At 61.4% G+C, this 16,272-nt stretch carries 17 protein-coding genes; 10 read left to right on the top strand and 7 right to left on the bottom strand.

Going from position 1 to position 16,272, the window contains the following annotated elements; all coding sequences use genetic code 11:
* Positions 1-128 precede the first annotated feature (128 nt).
* The 3 genes from kdgD to IB249_RS07925 all read left to right on the top strand — a co-directional run bounded on the left by kdgD (position 129) and on the right by IB249_RS07925 (position 1,708).
* Positions 129-1,037, top strand: a complete 909-nt coding sequence (gene kdgD / locus IB249_RS07935) for a 5-dehydro-4-deoxyglucarate dehydratase (RefSeq protein ID WP_192303325.1) — start codon at positions 129-131, stop codon at positions 1,035-1,037.
* Positions 1,038-1,178: 141 nt separating this feature from the next.
* A complete protein-coding gene (locus IB249_RS07930) occupies positions 1,179-1,319 on the top strand; it encodes a hypothetical protein (RefSeq protein ID WP_192303323.1) in 141 nt (46 codons plus the stop codon).
* Between the two features lie 17 nt (positions 1,320-1,336).
* On the top strand, positions 1,337-1,708 hold the full coding sequence (locus IB249_RS07925) for a hypothetical protein (RefSeq protein ID WP_192303321.1): 372 nt from the start codon (positions 1,337-1,339) through the stop codon (positions 1,706-1,708).
* On the opposite strand, the gene IB249_RS07920 is transcribed toward IB249_RS07925, so the two are convergent.
* Positions 1,705-2,589: an AraC family transcriptional regulator gene (locus IB249_RS07920; protein ID WP_192303319.1), complete on the bottom strand. Its 885-nt coding sequence runs from the start codon at positions 2,587-2,589 to the stop codon at positions 1,705-1,707. The two genes, IB249_RS07925 and IB249_RS07920, sit on opposite strands and share 4 nt — an antisense overlap.
* A gap of 149 nt (positions 2,590-2,738) precedes the next feature.
* Here IB249_RS07920 and IB249_RS07915 point away from each other — a divergent pair, with 149 nt between their 5' ends.
* The gene (locus IB249_RS07915; protein WP_192303317.1) at positions 2,739-3,809 is read left to right on the top strand and encodes an aldo/keto reductase; all 1,071 of its coding nucleotides are present in this window, start codon (positions 2,739-2,741) and stop codon (positions 3,807-3,809) included.
* 21 nt (positions 3,810-3,830) lie between these two features.
* Positions 3,831-4,343, top strand: a complete 513-nt coding sequence (locus IB249_RS07910) for a nuclear transport factor 2 family protein (protein ID WP_192303315.1) — start codon at positions 3,831-3,833, stop codon at positions 4,341-4,343.
* 77 nt (positions 4,344-4,420) lie between these two features.
* Here IB249_RS07910 and IB249_RS07905 read toward each other — a convergent pair whose 3' ends face one another.
* Both IB249_RS07905 and IB249_RS07900 read right to left on the bottom strand, forming a co-directional pair.
* Positions 4,421-5,311, bottom strand: a complete 891-nt coding sequence (locus tag IB249_RS07905) for an EamA family transporter (protein ID WP_192303313.1) — start codon at positions 5,309-5,311, stop codon at positions 4,421-4,423.
* Positions 5,308-6,549 (bottom strand): MFS transporter, encoded by a 1,242-nt coding sequence (locus tag IB249_RS07900; protein WP_192303311.1) that lies wholly within the window; start codon positions 6,547-6,549, stop codon positions 5,308-5,310. The genes IB249_RS07905 and IB249_RS07900 overlap by 4 nt, the downstream gene beginning before the upstream one ends.
* A 128-nt stretch (positions 6,550-6,677) precedes the next feature.
* On the opposite strand from IB249_RS07900, the gene IB249_RS07895 reads away from it, so the two are divergent.
* Positions 6,678-7,154, top strand: a complete 477-nt coding sequence (locus IB249_RS07895) for a winged helix-turn-helix transcriptional regulator (RefSeq protein ID WP_192303309.1) — start codon at positions 6,678-6,680, stop codon at positions 7,152-7,154.
* Positions 7,155-7,167: 13 nt separating this feature from the next.
* Here the strand turns inward: IB249_RS07895 and IB249_RS07890 are convergent, their stop codons facing one another.
* On the bottom strand, positions 7,168-8,268 hold the full coding sequence (locus IB249_RS07890) for an acyltransferase family protein (protein ID WP_192303307.1): 1,101 nt from the start codon (positions 8,266-8,268) through the stop codon (positions 7,168-7,170).
* A 215-nt stretch (positions 8,269-8,483) separates the two neighbouring features.
* On the opposite strand from IB249_RS07890, the gene IB249_RS07885 reads away from it, so the two are divergent.
* Positions 8,484-9,410 (top strand): Gfo/Idh/MocA family protein, encoded by a 927-nt coding sequence (locus tag IB249_RS07885; RefSeq protein ID WP_192303305.1) that lies wholly within the window; start codon positions 8,484-8,486, stop codon positions 9,408-9,410.
* Positions 9,411-9,469: 59 nt separating this feature from the next.
* Here IB249_RS07885 and IB249_RS07880 read toward each other — a convergent pair whose 3' ends face one another.
* A complete protein-coding gene (locus IB249_RS07880) occupies positions 9,470-9,709 on the bottom strand; it encodes a hypothetical protein (RefSeq protein ID WP_192303303.1) in 240 nt (79 codons plus the stop codon).
* 385 nt (positions 9,710-10,094) lie between these two features.
* Here IB249_RS07880 and IB249_RS07875 point away from each other — a divergent pair, with 385 nt between their 5' ends.
* Entirely contained in the window at positions 10,095-10,256 is a 162-nt protein-coding gene (locus IB249_RS07875) for a DUF2986 domain-containing protein (protein ID WP_192303302.1), read from the top strand.
* 32 nt (positions 10,257-10,288) lie between these two features.
* Here IB249_RS07875 and IB249_RS07870 read toward each other — a convergent pair whose 3' ends face one another.
* A complete protein-coding gene (locus IB249_RS07870) occupies positions 10,289-12,415 on the bottom strand; it encodes a TonB-dependent receptor family protein (RefSeq protein ID WP_192303300.1) in 2,127 nt (708 codons plus the stop codon).
* 182 nt (positions 12,416-12,597) lie between these two features.
* On the bottom strand, positions 12,598-13,521 hold the full coding sequence (locus tag IB249_RS07865) for a LysR family transcriptional regulator (RefSeq protein WP_192303298.1): 924 nt from the start codon (positions 13,519-13,521) through the stop codon (positions 12,598-12,600).
* A 136-nt stretch (positions 13,522-13,657) separates the two neighbouring features.
* Between IB249_RS07865 and IB249_RS07860 the strand changes: the two genes are divergently transcribed.
* Complete coding sequence (locus IB249_RS07860) at positions 13,658-14,713, top strand: tartrate dehydrogenase (RefSeq protein WP_192303296.1); 1,056 nt, start codon at positions 13,658-13,660, stop codon at positions 14,711-14,713.
* Between the two features lie 109 nt (positions 14,714-14,822).
* On the top strand, positions 14,823-16,178 hold the full coding sequence (locus tag IB249_RS07855) for a dicarboxylate/amino acid:cation symporter (protein WP_192303294.1): 1,356 nt from the start codon (positions 14,823-14,825) through the stop codon (positions 16,176-16,178).
* The last annotated feature ends 94 nt before the right edge of the window (positions 16,179-16,272 follow it).

Below are 16,272 nucleotides of genomic sequence, written 5' to 3'. Positions count from 1 at the left end.
TTGATCACTGTAAAGTTGAGGGTTGTTTATCCAACTTTAAAACGTCACGGGGATTGTTTTAAGTGCAGTTGTATGATGTCGTATAAATTCAATTGCTACTCCTTGATAATAAAAAAGGTGAAAACACGATGACTCCTTCCGAGCTTCAATCTGTCCTGTCGTCCGGGCTTCTGTCTTTTCCGCTGACCGATTTCGACGCGCAAGGTGAATTCAACGCAGCCGGTTATGCGCGACGCCTGGAATGGTTGGCGCCCTACGGCACCAGTGCGCTGTTTGCGGCGGGCGGCACTGGCGAATTCTTCTCCCTGGCTGCGGACGAATACAGCGCCGTGATCAAGACCGCCGTCGATACCTGCGCCAGCAGCGTGCCGATTCTGGCGGGCGTCGGCGGCTCGACGCGCCAGGCGATCGAATACGCGCAGGAGGCCGAGCGTCTGGGCGCCAAGGGCTTGCTGCTGCTCCCTCACTACCTGACCGAGGCCAGTCAGGAGGGCGTCGCGGCCCACGTCGAAGCCGTGTGCAAGTCGGTGAAGATTGGCGTGGTGGTCTACAACCGCAATGTCTGCCGCCTGACCGCTCCGTTGCTTGAGCAATTGGCCGAGCGCTGCGAGAACCTGATCGGCTACAAGGACGGTCTGGGCGATGTCGAGTTGATGGTGTCGATCCGTCGCCGCCTCGGTGATCGCTTCTCGTACCTGGGCGGCCTGCCGACGGCAGAGGTTTACGCCGCTGCCTACAAGGCGCTGGGCGTTCCGGTTTACTCGTCGGCGGTGTTCAACTTCGTGCCGCAACTGGCTACCAATTTCTACCAGGCGATTGCCCGGGACGATCACATGGCCGTTGGCAAAATGATCGATGATTTCTTCCTGCCGTACCTCGATATCCGCAACCGCAAGGCGGGCTATGCCGTCAGTATCGTCAAGGCCGGTGCAAAAATTGTCGGTCATGACGCAGGCCCGGTCCGCACACCGCTCACCGACCTCACTGCACAAGAGTACGAAATGCTCGCTGCGCTGATTGATAAGCACGGCAAGTAATCACCCTCGATGATCCCTTGATCACTGGACAGTGCGACGCCGCGCAGGAATCCTGTTCCTGCGCGGCGTTTTGTTTGCCGACGGGATCGGCACATCGTTTCGTGGTTTACTGAGGTCAATGTTCAAGGGAGTGGTTGAGTCATGGAAAACGCATTTAAACAGCCAATGTTTGTCATCGGAATACCGCTTTTCGCAATCGGCATCGCGACTGCGAATCCGGGTTTCTGGATCATCGGGCTGGTCTTCATGGTGATCGGGTGGTCACAGCGTTCAAAGCGTTGAGGCGAGGGCTGCGTTTCATGGAAATGGAGAACAATGCCCTGATGTTCCTGAGGCAGCATCGGTATTGGATACTGGCATTGATGATTGCCGCCTCACTGGTGAACGCCTTTTATCGTTTCACCGGGCATTGGCAGAGCTTCTGGACCGTCCTGCTCTTGCAGGCCTATTTTGGCCAGGCCGTGTTTGCCTATCTGCGAGGGGGAACGGTCCAGTTAGCGGCGGGTGGCGGCTTGTCCAGGGATGCACATCCACTCGGCCGCGCGGCATTGGCAGCGTTTGCACTGGCGGTGTATCTGGTGTCGTTCGGCTACGAAGGCCACTCGCGGGAGCCGTCGATTCATGACAAGAGGCCGGGCGACTGGACCCTGCCGACCCGAAGCGATCGCTAGGTCATTCGCCGCAGCCGCTCGGCATCCTTGCCTGGCGGCAAGCCAAACATTCGCCCGTAGTCGCGGCTGAACTGAGAGGGGCTTTCGTAGCCCACACGGTACCCGGCTCCTGCGGCATCGAAGGCCTGCGCCACCATCAACCGTCGAGCTTCCTGCAACCGCAACTGGCTGCGAAATTCCAGCGGGGTCATGGCGGTGACGGCTTTGAAGTGCTCGTGAAAGGTGGAACGGCTCATGCCGGCGATGTCGGCCATGTCCTCGATCCTGCAACTTTCGTGGTAATGGCTGCGTAACCACGCAATGGACCTGGCGATCTGGCTAAGGCGACTGTCTGCCCTGGCCATCTGCCGGATGGCGCCGTTACTGTTGCCGATGAGCAGGCGGTACAACATCTCGCGAATGATCAGTGGCGCCAGTTCGCCGATGTCAGCCGGCGTATCCAGCAGGCCGACGAGCCGGACGGCGGCATCCAGCAAGGGCGGGGTGATCGTGTTGAGTTCGATGCCCGACACGGGCAAATCGCGGGTTTCATCGGGAGTGGGGTGTCGCAGGGCGAGGTCACTCAAGGCGCTCATGTCCAGGTCGAGGACCAGGCACAGATAGGGCGCCTGCTCGCTCGCCTCGATGACCGAGCCCATCACGGGGATGCCCACGGAGGCCACCAGATAAGTGGCGGCATCGTAGACATACGATGCGCTGCCGGCCACCACGTGTTTGCGGCCTTGGGCAATCAGGCACAGTGTGGGTTCGTACACGACGGGCATGGGCACCGTGGGCTGGCCTGAGCGAACCAGGCTGACGCCGGCAATCGGCGTGTCGTGGATGCCGTCAGTCGCCGCATGTCGACTGATCAGGTCGATCAGGCTTTGCAGAGCGTCCATGTGTACCCCGTTCATTGTCGAAAGAAATGCGCAACCCATTCACCCGGATAATCGTGCAAGAACCCAGGACGATCCGTCTACGAGGGGGCGCACCCTGGCGGGCAGACTCTTTCCTACAGGTTAGACCCCACTTCTGTAAGGAGGCCATCATGCCCACAATCACAGCGCTCGACCACTACCGCCTGCTCGGACGATCAGGTATGCGCGTTTCGCCGCTTGCCCTTGGCACCATGACCTTTGGTGCCGACTGGGGCTGGGGTTCGGATGAAGCGCAGGCGCGGCAGATTTTTGATGCCTACGTCGATCGTGGCGGCAATCTGGTCGACACCGCCGTCAACTATACCGGCGGCGCCTCCGAGCGCATGCTTGGCCAATTCCTCAAGGGCAAGCGTGACCGTCTGGTGGTGTCGACCAAGTACACCATGGCTCGTGACCCTAGCGATCCCAACTCGGGCGGCAATCACCGCATGAACCTGATGCGTTCGGTGGAGACCAGCCTGAAGCAACTGGACACCGACCGTGTCGAACTGCTGTACCTGCATGCCTGGGATTTCACCACCGGTGCCGAGGAAGTCATGCGCGCCCTGGATGACCTGGTGCGCGCTGGCAAGGTGCTTTATCTCGGGATCTGTAACACCCCGGCATGGAAAGTCGCAGAACTGCAAACCCTCGCGACCCTGCGTGGCTGGGCGCCTCTGGTGGCGTTGCAGATCGAGTACAGCCTGGTGGAACGCAGTGTCGAACACGAATTGATACCGATGGCCGAAGCCATGGGCCTGGGCGTCTTGCCGTGGTCGCCGCTGGGCGGCGGCATCCTGACCGGCAAATACAGCCGCGATGATTTGAGCCAGGCCAGCGAAGCAGGCGTCTCCTCGACACGCAAAGGCGTGATCAGCTCTTCGGGCCATATGAATGAACGCTCATTGCAGATCGCCAGTGTGGTGACGAACGTTGCCGCACAACTTGGCGCGACACCTTCCCAGGTAGCCCTGGCGTGGACGCTGCTCAATCCGGCGGTTGTCGCACCCGTGATGGGGGCCAGGACGCTGGCGCAGGCGGAGGACAATCTGGGGGCATTGAGCTTGCAACTGGAAGACGAGCACATCGCGCAATTGACTGACGCCAGTGCGCCCGATCCTGTTTTCCCCGGTCGATTTGTGTCGCGCCCGATGGTTCAGCAATTGATATTCGGCGGCACCCGGTTGCAGCCCCGGGTGTGAGCTGCAGAGGAGATCATGTTCATGTACTCATCACTTTTTCAAAAGACGCGTTGGTTAGCCCTTGCCGTACTGGTGGGCATGGGGCTTTGGTCCGGCGCGATCAATGCCAATTCCGCCGTCGAAGCACGCAACAAAAAACAGGTCAGCGAAGCCTTCGACCGTTGGGCCGCTGGTGGCACCACGTTCTTCAGCGACCTATTGACCCCGGACGTGGTCTGGACCATCAAGGGTTCCAGCCCCAGTGCCGGCGTTTATCGAGGCGTCGATGCTTTCGTCGAGCAAGCCGTGCGGCCGTTTGTCTCGCGTTTGTCGAGCCCGGTGCGGCCGGTGCGCAAGCAGGTCTGGGCGGATGGCGATCACGTGGTGGTCCAATGGGAGGGTGTCGGCACAGCGCGTGATGGCCAGGCCTACAACAACAGTTATGCCTGGATCTTCCACCTGCGCGACGGCAAGGTCTTCGAGGCCACGGCGTTTCTCGATCTGGCGCCGTACGATGATGTGTTGCGGCGTATTCCCGAGCCTGCGCGGGAGTAATCAGGCGGCAGGCTATCGGTGAACCCCGCGCGTTGTCCGAGGCCAGTGGTTCGACAAAGGAAAGCCGAGCCGTGACTTCAAGACGGGCAGCGATGCCTGAGCACCGCGTTCAGCAACCGCTGGCCGTACAGGCCGACACCCAGCCCCGAGACGATGAGCGCCACGGCAACGAGTTTGTTGAGCGACAGGTGCTCGTCGAATATCACCACCGAGCCGAGCAAGCCGAACACCGGCACCAGCAAGGACAAGGGGGCAACGGTGGACACCGGGTATCGTTTGAGCAGCGAGTTCCACACCCAGTAGCCGAACAGGGTGTTGGGGTAGACCTGGAACAGGATCGACAGGATGGCGCGACTGTCCAGTTGATTGACCAGTGCGCTGTAGCCTGTCGAACCGTTCACCGCGTACTCGAGCGCAAACAGCGGGATCGGCGAAAACGCGCTGGACCACACCAGGAACGCGAATACCTGTGTGGTTCGAGCCTTTTTGTTGATCATATTGGCCGCACTCCAGGCCAGTGCGCCGAGCAGCACCAGGATCAACCCGGCGCTGGTGACGGTTCCATCGACGATGGAGAGAATGCTCAACAAGCCGCACAGTGCGAGGCCCATGCCTGCCAGTTGATAGCGGGAGATCGCTTCCTTGAAGACCCACGCGCCGAGCAGAAGGGTGAAAAACGCGCTGAACTGCAGCACCAGCGAGGCGATGCCTGCTGAAAGTCCAGCCTTGATGCCCAGGTTGACCACACCCCAGAGCCCGATACCGAAGACCAGTCCGTAACCCACGATGTAGCGCCATTGCACGTCGGGTCTGGGGATGAAAAAGATCGCGGGAAGTGCGCAGAGGGTAAAGCGCAGGCCGGCAAGAATCAGGGGGTCGACCGTACCCAGCCCCAGCTTGATCACCGAGAAGTTCAGGCCCCAGATGGCGGTGATCGAAATGGCGAGCAGCAGGTGCCGCGTCTTCATGCTGATGGTCCTTGATCGGTCGTTGAGGAATGTGCGGTGAAAAACCACAGCACGAGTGCCGTTGCGCTGATCGAGGCGCCCAGCAGGCTGACCGCAGGCCAACCCAGAAGCGCGTACACCTGGGTCGCGGCGGCGGCGCCGAGTGCGCTGCCCACCGAGTAAAAGCACATGTAGGCGCCGACCATGCGACTGTGCGCGTCGGGCCGCGCCGCGAAAATCAGGCTCTGGTTGGTGACGTGTACCGCCTGTACCGCGAAGTCGAGCAGGATCACGCCGAAGACCAGCGCGAGCAACGACGTCTCGGCCAGCGCAATGGGCAACCAGGACAGCGTCAGGATGGCCAGCGAACACCCGGTGACCCGTTGCCCATGTCCCTGATCAGCCCAGCGACCGGAGCGCCGGGCCGCCAGCGCACCGGCGATGCCGGCCAGGCCGAACAGGCCGATGGCCGTATGAGACAGCGACAGCGGCGGGGCGCTCATGGGCAGTACCATGGCGGTCCAGAGCACGGAAAAAGCGGCGAAGATCAGCAGGGCCAGCAAACCTCTGATCCGCAGGATCGGGTCGGTCAGAAACAGAATGAACAGTGAGCGGATGAGCCCTGTGTAGCTGGAATGATTGCGCGGCGCTGCGGTGGATGGCAGGACCCTGCAGAACACGATCGCGAGGGTCAGCATCAACCCCGAGGACACGAAATAGACGGTGCGCCAGCCTGCCAGGTCCGCGATCATCCCGGCGCTCAACCGGGCCAGCAGAATGCCCAGGACAATGCCGCTGGTGACGGTTCCCACGGCCTGGCCACGTTGTGCCGGTGTCGCCAGCACGGCGGCGTAGGCCACCAGCACTTGCACCACCACGGCCAGCATGCCGACGACGATCATGGCGGCCAACAGCACCCACCATTGCCACGCGGCGCCGACCGCGATGAGCGCCAGCGCAGACAGCAGCACCTGCGTCAGTATCAGCCATTTGCGGTTCAGCAGGTCGCCCAATGGCACGATGAACAACAAACCCAGCGCATAACCCACCTGGGTCGCCGTCACCACCATCCCGATCAGGGAAGGGCTGACGCCCAGGCTGCGGGCCATGGAGTCGAGCAAGGGTTGTGCGAAGTAAACGTTGGCGACCGCCAGCGCGCAGGTGACGGAGAACAACAGGGTGAGCGACGGGGAAAGCCCCACAGAGTCGCCGGCATGCCGGACGAATGGTTGGCGGGCGCAGTCGGCATCGGCTGTCATGTGAATCTCCCTGGGGTAAACTGGTTTCAAATCAAAACTTGATTCGGATGTTGCTCAATCAAGTTTCAAATTGCAACCACATTGGTCGAGGAGATTGGCCTGGGCCGATCAAAAAAAGGGGAAAGACGATGATCGAAGAGGCTTCACCCTCCGCCCGCGAATGCCCGGTGGCCCGTGCGCTGGAGGCCATTGGCGATCGCTGGTCGCTGATGATCGTTCGCGACGCATTCGATGACATTCGCCGGTTCAGCGAATTTCAAAAGAACCTGGGGGTGGCCAGGAATATTCTGACCGCGCGATTGAAAGCGCTGGTCGAGGTGGGGGTGTTCGAGGTTCGACCGGCGTCGGATGGCAGCGCCTACAAGGAGTACGTCCTGACGGAACAGGGCCGGGAGATCTTTCCGATTGTCGTCAGCCTGCGGCAGTGGGGCGAACGTTTTCTGTTCGAGCCCCACGAGACGCGCTCCCTGCTGCTGGACGATGAGCGGGGTGAGCCGTTGATGCCGATTGAGGTTCGTTCCGCCAGCGGCCAGAAGCTCGGGCCGTCCGACTGTCATCGCGTGAGAGTCGTTGACGGGGGCGAGCGCACGACGCCTGAGGTCTGAGCCGTGGACGGGATTACAATTGATTGAACACCGCGGCGTCCGTGCGTCTGAACTTGATGCGTCGGCTCCAGGCGATGGCGGGGCGTTCGAACAGGACGTAGGCGATCGCGGCGAAGGCGATGCAACTGGCGATGATCAGGACCGTCGCCAGCGCGTCCGAAGCCAGCCCGGCCGGCATGAAACGCCGGTAAATGCGCATGAAGGTGCCGGTCACCGGGGCATGGAACAAGTACAGGCTGTAGGAAATCAGCGCCATTTTTTGCACGGGGTAGCTGGTCAGGAAGCCCAGCGTGACGGAGCGATTGATCAGCAGGCAAAACGCCAGGCCGGTCAATCCGGCCGCCATTGCAAACGAGTCGTCGCCAACCACGCCGATCAGCAATATCAGTGCGCAATAGCCCATGGCGACGAAGCGGCTCTGTGCCGTGCCGGAAAGGGTCTGTGCGCACAGCACGCCAGCCATGAAGCTGTACCAGAACGCGATGAACCCGCCTTTCCAGCCGATCGAGTGAATGATCTCGGTGGGCCAGAGCAGCGCCAGCAGTGCGCTGGCCCAGATGAAATGGTTGCGCGACTTGAACACTTCGCTGCCGGCGGCCTGATCGGCGAGCCACAGCAGCAGGGCAAAGGCGATGTAGAACTGGACCTCGATGCACAGGGTCCAGAACACCGTGATGATGTTCTTTATGCCGAGGATATCCTGCAGAAACACCAGGTGCGCCAGAATGTCCGTGACGCCTGGCATCTCGATTGCCGGTTGGCCAAACAGGCGCTTGGTGGCAATCACGGCCACCCCCAGTGCAATGGCGGCATAGTAGGGCGGTGCCAGGCGAATCAGCCGGCGCGCGACGAAATGTGCAGCGTTGACATTGTTCATCGTCACCCGAGAAGTGGTAGTCGCCATGACGATACCGCTCAGCACGAAAAAGACCGGGACGCCCAGGTGACCGGCATCGAAGACTGCATATTTCAACCAGGAGGGGATGGTCGCGAGCAGCGTCGGGATGTGGCTGCCTTCGGACAGATGGAACAGCACCACCCAAAAGGCCGCAAAGCATCGCAACGCGTCAACCAGGGCAAGACGATGCCTGTCGTCAGTGGTGATTACATTCATTCCCGCTACTCCCTTCGCTTGCCACGGATACCGATCATTCAGTAATGCGACCACTGTGCCGAAAGCTTAGCATCTGCCGGCGCCTGTCAAGCCGGCGAAACCGGCCGGCGACATTTTTGTCTCAGGGGCAGCACGCCACCCATGACTTCCCCGCGATACAGACGTATCTTGCCCGTTCGCCGATCCAAACAAGACAAACAACAAGGAGTCATTTGATGCAACCGATCCGTCTCGGCCTGGTGGGTTACGGCAAGATCGCCCAGGATCAACACGTGCCGGCGATCAAGGCCAACCCCGCGTTCCAGCTGGTGTCCGTCGCAACGCAGGGTCAGCCCTGCGCCGGGGTAGAGAACTTCAAGTCGCTGGGTGAGTTGCTGGAAAATGGCCCGCCTGTCGATGCGATTGCCTTTTGCACCCCGCCGCAGGGCCGCTTCGCGCTGGTGCAGCAGGCGCTGGCGGCGGGCAAGCATGTGCTGGTTGAAAAACCGCCCTGTGCCACGCTGGGTGAAGCGATGGCATTGGCCGATCAGGCCGGCGAACAGGGGATCAGCGCCTTGTTCGCCTGGCACTCGCGGTATGCGCCCGGCATCCAGGCCGCCCGTGACTGGCTGGCTGGCCGTACCTTGAACAGTGTGCAGATCGACTGGAAGGAAGATGTGCGCAAATGGCACCCCGGCCAGACATGGATCTGGCAGCCTGGCGGCCTGGGCGTTTTCGATCCCGGTATCAATGCCTTGTCGATTGCCACCCACTTGCTGGCGCTGCCGCTGTTCGTCGCCTCTGCCGAGCTGCGGGTGCCAAACAACTGCCAGTCGCCGATTGCCGCTTCGATCAGGATGTCCGATGCGCGCCAGCTCGATGTGCGTGCCGAGTTCGATTTCGACCACGGCCACGATGAGCTCTGGAGCATCGAGGTCCGCTGCAGCGAAGGCACCCTGCGCCTGGATAACGGGGGGGCGTTGTTAAGCATCGACGGCGTGCGCCAGGCCGTGTCGGCAGAGGGGGAATACGCGGCGGTGTACCGGCATTTTCATCAACTGATCGCCGACAAGGCCAGCGACCTGGACCTGCAGCCACTGCGACTGGTGGCCGACAGCTTTTTTGTCGGCAGTCGCACCCTCGTTGAACCGTTCTACGAGTAGTCGCCGCCGGGGTCAACGCTGCGGCAGGTTGCAACCTGCTGCGGCGCCGGTCGGGCCGGTCATTCGAGCCAGGTGTTGATCACCCGACGATCCAGCTCCTCCCAATCCGCCATGCCTAACACCCGGGTGGTGTTCAAGCCGCGCAGATAACCGCGTAACTGCTGGGCAGTGGCCTGGACGAGCTCGGGATCGGGCGCACGCTCGTGCACCAGGATGGTTTCGTACTGGACCAGGTACTCGGCCACCCGATCACGGTATTCGGGTAAAACGGCATCGCGGATCAGGTCAAAGGTTCTCAAGCAGCGTTCCTCATGAAATCTTGGTTTTATGGGTTGTGCGTTCGCGGAGACGGCGCGCAAGTACTGCTAGAAATAATCCGCGGGATGATGAAACGCAAGTTCTGCTTCAGGGGCGGCCGTGGGTGCCGATGTATCCTCATGACCGCCGAGCAGAAAAAGCCGCTGCGGTTCGGCGTCAAGCCCGGTGACGCCGTCTGCATTGTCAGTTTCCACGCCAGCTCGCTGACGTGGCCATCACCCATCGCTCCGAAAACCTGCAATTTCCTGGCTGGCCCCACGCGAACGCCAAGGATGTGTTTGGAAAGGGGCTGTGCAAGTTTGAATAACGCGGGACAATGCGGGTTCACCCGCCGGCTCGCAACGTCGGCAATACCGAGTGGACAAGATGAATCGCCGTAAAAAGATCAAGCAGCTGCTGGAAGCCCACGCCAAAAAGGCCAATGCCAAGTTGGCGCCGAAGAACAAGCCCAGGTACATCAGCAAGGCTGACCGCTTGAAGCTGGAGGCTGAGACTCCAGACGCCCCGAGTGCGACGTCCGAGGCCTGATCACGCCCGCTGCATGGGTTGAGCCGAAGGCCTCAGCGCCAGCTCCACGACACCCCGACATAGGCCGCCAGACCTTCGCCCGGCGTGGATCGCGCGGCGTCCAGGCCTTTGTCGTCGTAGCCCGGCGTCACGGTGGCGGCGTAGCGCTTGTCGGTCAGGTTGCGGATGTCCAGCCAGGTCTGCCAATCGTCCTTGGGCGCGTTGTAGCCCAGGGTGGCGCCGAAAATGGCGTAAGGGTCGGCGTAATAGCTGTTGGCGTAATCGACTGCGACCCTGGACACCCACTGGGTGTTGACCGCTGCAAAGAACCCTTGCGGCCAGTCGTAGCGCAGTTCGCCCTGGTAGTAGTGCATTGGCAGGCCGGGCAGGCGGTTGTCGCCGAAGCGGTCATCGTCGCGGTAATGGAAATCGCTGAAGGTGTAGCTCTGGCGCAGGCTCAGCTTGCCGCCGTCGTCTGGCGACCACAAGGTGCTTTGCAGGCTGGCTTCCACCCCCTGGTGCACCGTGGGGCTGGCGTTGAGTTCGTAGGGCGTGGTGGCGTTGGCATCCGGCAGCACCGAGAGCAATTCGTGGCGTACTTGCGCGTAGTACCAGGCCAGGCTCCATTGTCCGATACCACTGTCGCCACGGCCACCCAGTTCCAGGGTGGTGGCGGTCTGGTTTTGCAGTTCGACCGGATCGCGCTGGGTTCCGGTGGCGGGGCCGCTGCCGGCCGGGAAGCGCTGGTTGGCGCTGTAGATCAGCGACCACGGATGCGGTCCTTCGACCGAGCGACTGAGGTTGCCGAACACCTGCAGGTCGGGTGTCAGTTGGTAGCGCAGCCCCAGGCGCGGGGCGTAGTCCCAATCCCCGAGGCTGGTCTTGCCGCCCCCGTCGGGGTAGGTCACCGCGCTTTCGCGTCGGGTATAGATGGCGGCCAGGCCCGTGGTCAGCCACAGGTCCTCGGCGATTTCCAGGTCATTACTCGCATGCAGGACGGTGTCCGAACCCTGATAGGTAAAGTTGCGCATGTGCGTGCCGGGTGCGTAGCCGGCGGTATTGCCACCGGGGATGCGCACCTGCTCGCTGGCCCCGGCGTTGGGCAGGTGCTTGGTCACGCGCAGGCCCACCGTACTGTGGCTTTCCAGCCCCCAGAGCGTGTCGCGACGCTTGTAGTCGAAAGTACCGCTGACGTCGGTGTAGGCGACCTTCAGGCGGTTGGGGCCTTCGCGCAGGTCCATCGGGTAGTCGTGATAGGCCAGGCCGGTCTGGATACTTGAGTCGTCATCGAGATAAAACGTGGTCTTGTTGCCGATGAAGGTGCTGCCCGGCTGCTTGCGACGGTCATCGCGCGTGACGTAGGCGGGGTTCGCCGCCCGCGGATCATGTTCGATGGCGTGCTGGGTGACCCGTCCGGCGAGTTCGTTGTCGGTCTGGCGGTAGCGCAGGTAGAAGCGCGTCTCCAGATTCGGATTGAATCGATACCCGACGTTGGCGATGATCCCCTGGCTTTCGCTGGCGGTGTGATCCTGATAACCGTCGGCGCGCGAGTCGGTCAAAGACAGGTAGTAGTCGAAATCGCCAAGCACCTGCCCGGAGCTGACCTGGCGCTGTTGATAGCCGTGGCTGCCCATGGCGTAGCGCACTTGCAAGCGGGGCGCGGTGTAGCCGGTGTGACTGACGTAATCGATGGCGCCGCCCAGCGCCAGGGCTCCGCGGTCGAAGCCGTTGGCACCGCGCAACACTTCCACGTGATCGAGCCATAGCGGTTCGAGCAATTCATAGGGTGTGCCGCCCGGGCCGGTCAGCGGCAGGCCATCGAGCATCGTGTACAGCCCTGAAGCGTGGGCGCCCGGTGCGCGGTTGATCCCTGAACCACGGATCGAGATCTTCACCCCTTCATTGCCCGCCGACTGCGCGTAGACCCCCGGCTGATAGGCCAGCACGTCCTGGTTGCTGGCCACCCGGCCTTGCAAGGGACGACGCAGGTCCACCACGTTGGTGCCGCCTGGCACCTCGGCAAGCCGGGCGTTGGCGTCTTCGATGGATTGATCTTCGCTGCCCGGTTCTTCGGCCCCGATCAGCACTTCTCCCAATTCCAGTCCCTGGGCCTCGGCCAGGGTCGGACACACGAGCGCCAGGCCCAGCAACGCAGCGGGCAGGGATTTGGGCGAGGGCATTGAGAGAACTCCAGACGTCCGGGAATAGGCCATGAAGAACTGCGACGCAGGGAGTCACGAAGGAAACACATGGGAATTTTGTTTTTTTGCAGGAGCAGGGCTTTGCCGTTCCGAGCTTCTCAGGAAAAACCCCAGCAACCGGCTTTCGCGGGTTCGCCGGCGTGCGTCGAGGCCTGTGCGTTTCAGTCGTGGAGACCGGCCGTTTCATCCAGATGATCGATGTGCTTGAAACGGTCGACCAGAAAGTCGATCAGACGGCGTACCCGCGCGGAAAGGTACAGCTGTTGCGGGTATACCGCGTAGACATCGGCGCGGGTCGGTGTCTGGTCTTCCAGGACCAGGCGCAGGCGGCCACTGCGTACATAGCGGGCGATGTCCCATTCGGCGCGCAACAAAATGCCGTGCCCCTCCAGCGCCCAGTTCAGCGCCACCTCGCCGTCATTGCAACCCAGCGCACCGCGTACCTTGACGTTTTGCGTGCGGCCACCGTTGGTGAAGCTCCACACGCCGTAGGGCGTTTCGTTTTGTCGCAGAAAGATGCAGTTGTGTTGTTGCAGGTCCGTCAGCCGCTGCGGCACTCCATATTTTTCAAGGTAGAGCGGCGAGGCGCACAACAGGCGGCGGTTGGACGCGATCTTGCGGGCATGCAAGGCCGCATCCGGCAGTGTGCCGAACCGGATGCCCAGGTCGAATCCGTGCGTCGCCAGGTCCAGGGGGTGATCGCTGATTTCCAGCTGGACTTCAACCTCCGGGTACTGTGCGAAGAATGCGCCGAGGGCAGGGCCGATGTAGCGACGACCAAAGCCCAGTGAAGCGTTGACCCGGATCAGTCCCTTGGGGGTGGCCCGAGTGCTGTTGATCAACTGCTCGACCTCATCGATCTGCGTCAGGATGCGTGCGGCATGGGAGAAAAGCAGTTCGCCTTCAGCGGTCAGGCTCATCGAGCGCGTGGTGCGATTGACCAGGCGGATGCCCAGTCGAGCCTCCAGCGCGCTGAGGCGCTTGCTCACGGCCGGAGGCGTGATGCCCAGCTCCCGGGCGGTCGCGGCGAGGCTGCCCTTGTTGGCCAACAGATAAAAAAAAGACAAATCCAGGGTCTGGCTCATTCGTAACTCAAAGTTATTTATGTAGTGATTTTGAGTAACTCACACCTAATTATTCACTACATATACTCCGCTCACCCCCTGCTTGAACAGTCCGTTCGACAGGCAAAACAAGAACATCAAGAGAGTGGAGTTGAGCATGAGCGCATACAGAATTGCAGCGGTTCCAGGTGATGGCATCGGTGTCGAAGTGATCGCCGCCGGTGTTGAGGTGCTGGAGGCCTTGTCGAAAAAAACCGGCTTCCAGCTGGATTTCAAGCACTTTGACTGGAACTCGGACAACTACCTCAAAAACGGCGACTACATTCCCGAGGGCGGCCTGGAGGAACTGAAAACCTTCGACGCCATCTTCTTTGGTGCGGTGGGCGCGCTCAACGTACCGGATCACATTTCCCTCTGGGGCTTGCGCCTGCCGATCTGCCAGGGTTTCGACCAGTACGCCAACGTGCGTCCGGCACGGGTGCTGCCGGGGGTGAAAAGCCCGCTGCACAACGGCGATCAGATCGATTGGGTGGTCGTGAGGGAAAACTCCGAAGGCGAGTACTCCGGCAACGGCGGCAGGGTTCACCGTGGCCTGCCGGAGGAGGTCGCCACTGAAGTCTCAGTGTTCACCCGTGCCGGGGTCGAACGCATCCACCGCTTCGCTTTCGAGCTGGCGCAAAGCCGTCCGCGCAAGCACCTGACCCTGGTGACCAAGTCCAACGCCCAGCGGCATGGCATGGTGCTGTGGGACGAAATTTTCTACGAAGTGGCCAAGGATTTTCCGGACGTCAGGATCGACAAGGAGCTGGTCGACGCGGTGACGACGCGCATGGTGCTCAAGCCATCGACCCTGGACGTGATCGTGGCCACCAACCTGCACGCCGATATCCTCTCCGACCTGGCGGCAGCGCTGTCCGGCAGCCTGGGGATCGCGCCGACCGCCAACCTCAACCCGTCACGCAAGTTCCCGTCGATGTTCGAGCCGATCCACGGTTCGGCTTTCGACATCACCGGCAAAGGCGTTGCCAACCCGATCGCAACGTTCTGGACGGCGGCCATGATGCTTGAACACCTCGGCGAAAAAACAGCGGCCAAGCAGTTGATGTCGGCAATCGAAGCCGTCACCGAGAGCGGTTTGCATACCCCTGATCTCGGCGGCAACGCCACCACACGCCAGATCACGGAGGCGGTCATCGCGTTGATCAACCGCTGATCCTGCACCAGCGATTCAAAGTAGTACTGCGGCACAACGCCTGGGGGGCAGGTCGCCTGACCTGACCCCAGGGCATTTCCTGACAACAATAAAAAATCAGGGCCCTGTCATGAAAAGAATATTTGGCAAACTCTATGTACAAGTACTGATCGCCGTCATCCTTGGCGCGGTCGTCGGCGTGTTCGTTCCCGAAACCGGCGCTGCGCTCAAACCCCTGGGCGATGCTTTCATCAAACTGATCAAGATGCTCCTCGCCCCGGTCATCTTCCTGACCGTGGTCACGGGCATCGCCCGCATGGAAAACATGAAGGAACTGGGGCGCGTCGGCTTCCGCGCGCTGCTCTATTTCGAAGTGGTGTCGACCCTGGCACTGGTGGTCGGCCTGGTGGTGGTCGATGTGTTCAAACCCGGCGCTGGCATGAACATCGACGTCGCCACCCTCGATACCTCCAGCCTGGCCACCTACACCTCGGCGGTGAAGCACGCATCGTTCATGGATTTCGTCATGAACATCATCCCGGACACCCTCGTCGATGCCTTCGCCAAGGGCAACGTCCTGCAGATCCTGCTGTTTTCCATTCTGCTGGGCATCGCCCTGGCGCATGTCGGCCCCCGCGGCAAAGCGTTCGTCGATACGCTCGATAGCCTGATGCAGGGCATGTTTCGCATCGTCAACATGGTCATGCGCCTGGCTCCGATCGGCGCCTTCGGTGCCATTGCGTTCACCATCGGCAAATATGGTTTCGGTTCGCTGTTCTCGCTCGGCAAGCTGATGGCCTGCGTGTACCTGACCTGCGCCGTGTTCGTGATCTTCGTGCTGGGGCCGATATGCCGCTACAGCGGGTTCAGCCTGTGGAAGTTCCTGAAGTTCATCAAGGAAGAGCTGTTCACTGTCCTGGGCACCAGCTCATCGGAGTCGGTACTGCCGCAGATGATTGCCAAGATGGAAAAGGCCGGGGTGTCCAAACCTGTCGCCGGCATGATCATTCCCTCGGGCCTGACCTTCAATCCGGACGGGCAGGCGATCTACTACACCATCGCCGCGATCTTCATCGCCCAGGCGACCAACACGCCGTTGACCCTGACCGATCAACTGATCGTGCTGGCGGTACTGATGTTCACGTCCAAGGGCTCGGCGGGCGTCACGGGCTCGGGGTTCATCATTCTGGCGGCGACCCTGTCGTCACTGGGCACCATTCCGGTGGCGGGCATGGTCTTGCTGCTAGGGGTCGACCGATTCATGTCGGAAGCGCGAGCGATCACCAACACCATCGGCAATGGCGTCGGCACCCTGGCCATTGCCAAATGGGTCGGGGCGCTGGACACCGGCAAATTGAACCGCGCGCTCAAGGGTGACATCGAAGCGCCGAAAAACGTGGCGGTTCAGGTCGAGCGTGTGTTTGCTCATTCGGCAGTGGAAGACGGGCCAGGGCTGTCGAACCTGAAAAAGGCCTCCCGGGCCTAGGGGCATCGAAGGTACTGCTCAGCCGGGCGCCCGGACAATTTGCCGTTTTTACGTAGTCCTCGACGGGGCATTTACAGATCATGCGGTCGGTCAC

The organism is Pseudomonas sp. PDM04, assembly GCF_014851765.1.
In the GTDB taxonomy this organism is placed as follows: domain Bacteria; phylum Pseudomonadota; class Gammaproteobacteria; order Pseudomonadales; family Pseudomonadaceae; genus Aquipseudomonas.
The sequence above is the reverse complement of the archived record's forward strand: the minus strand, read 5'-3'. Positions and strand labels throughout refer to the sequence as shown.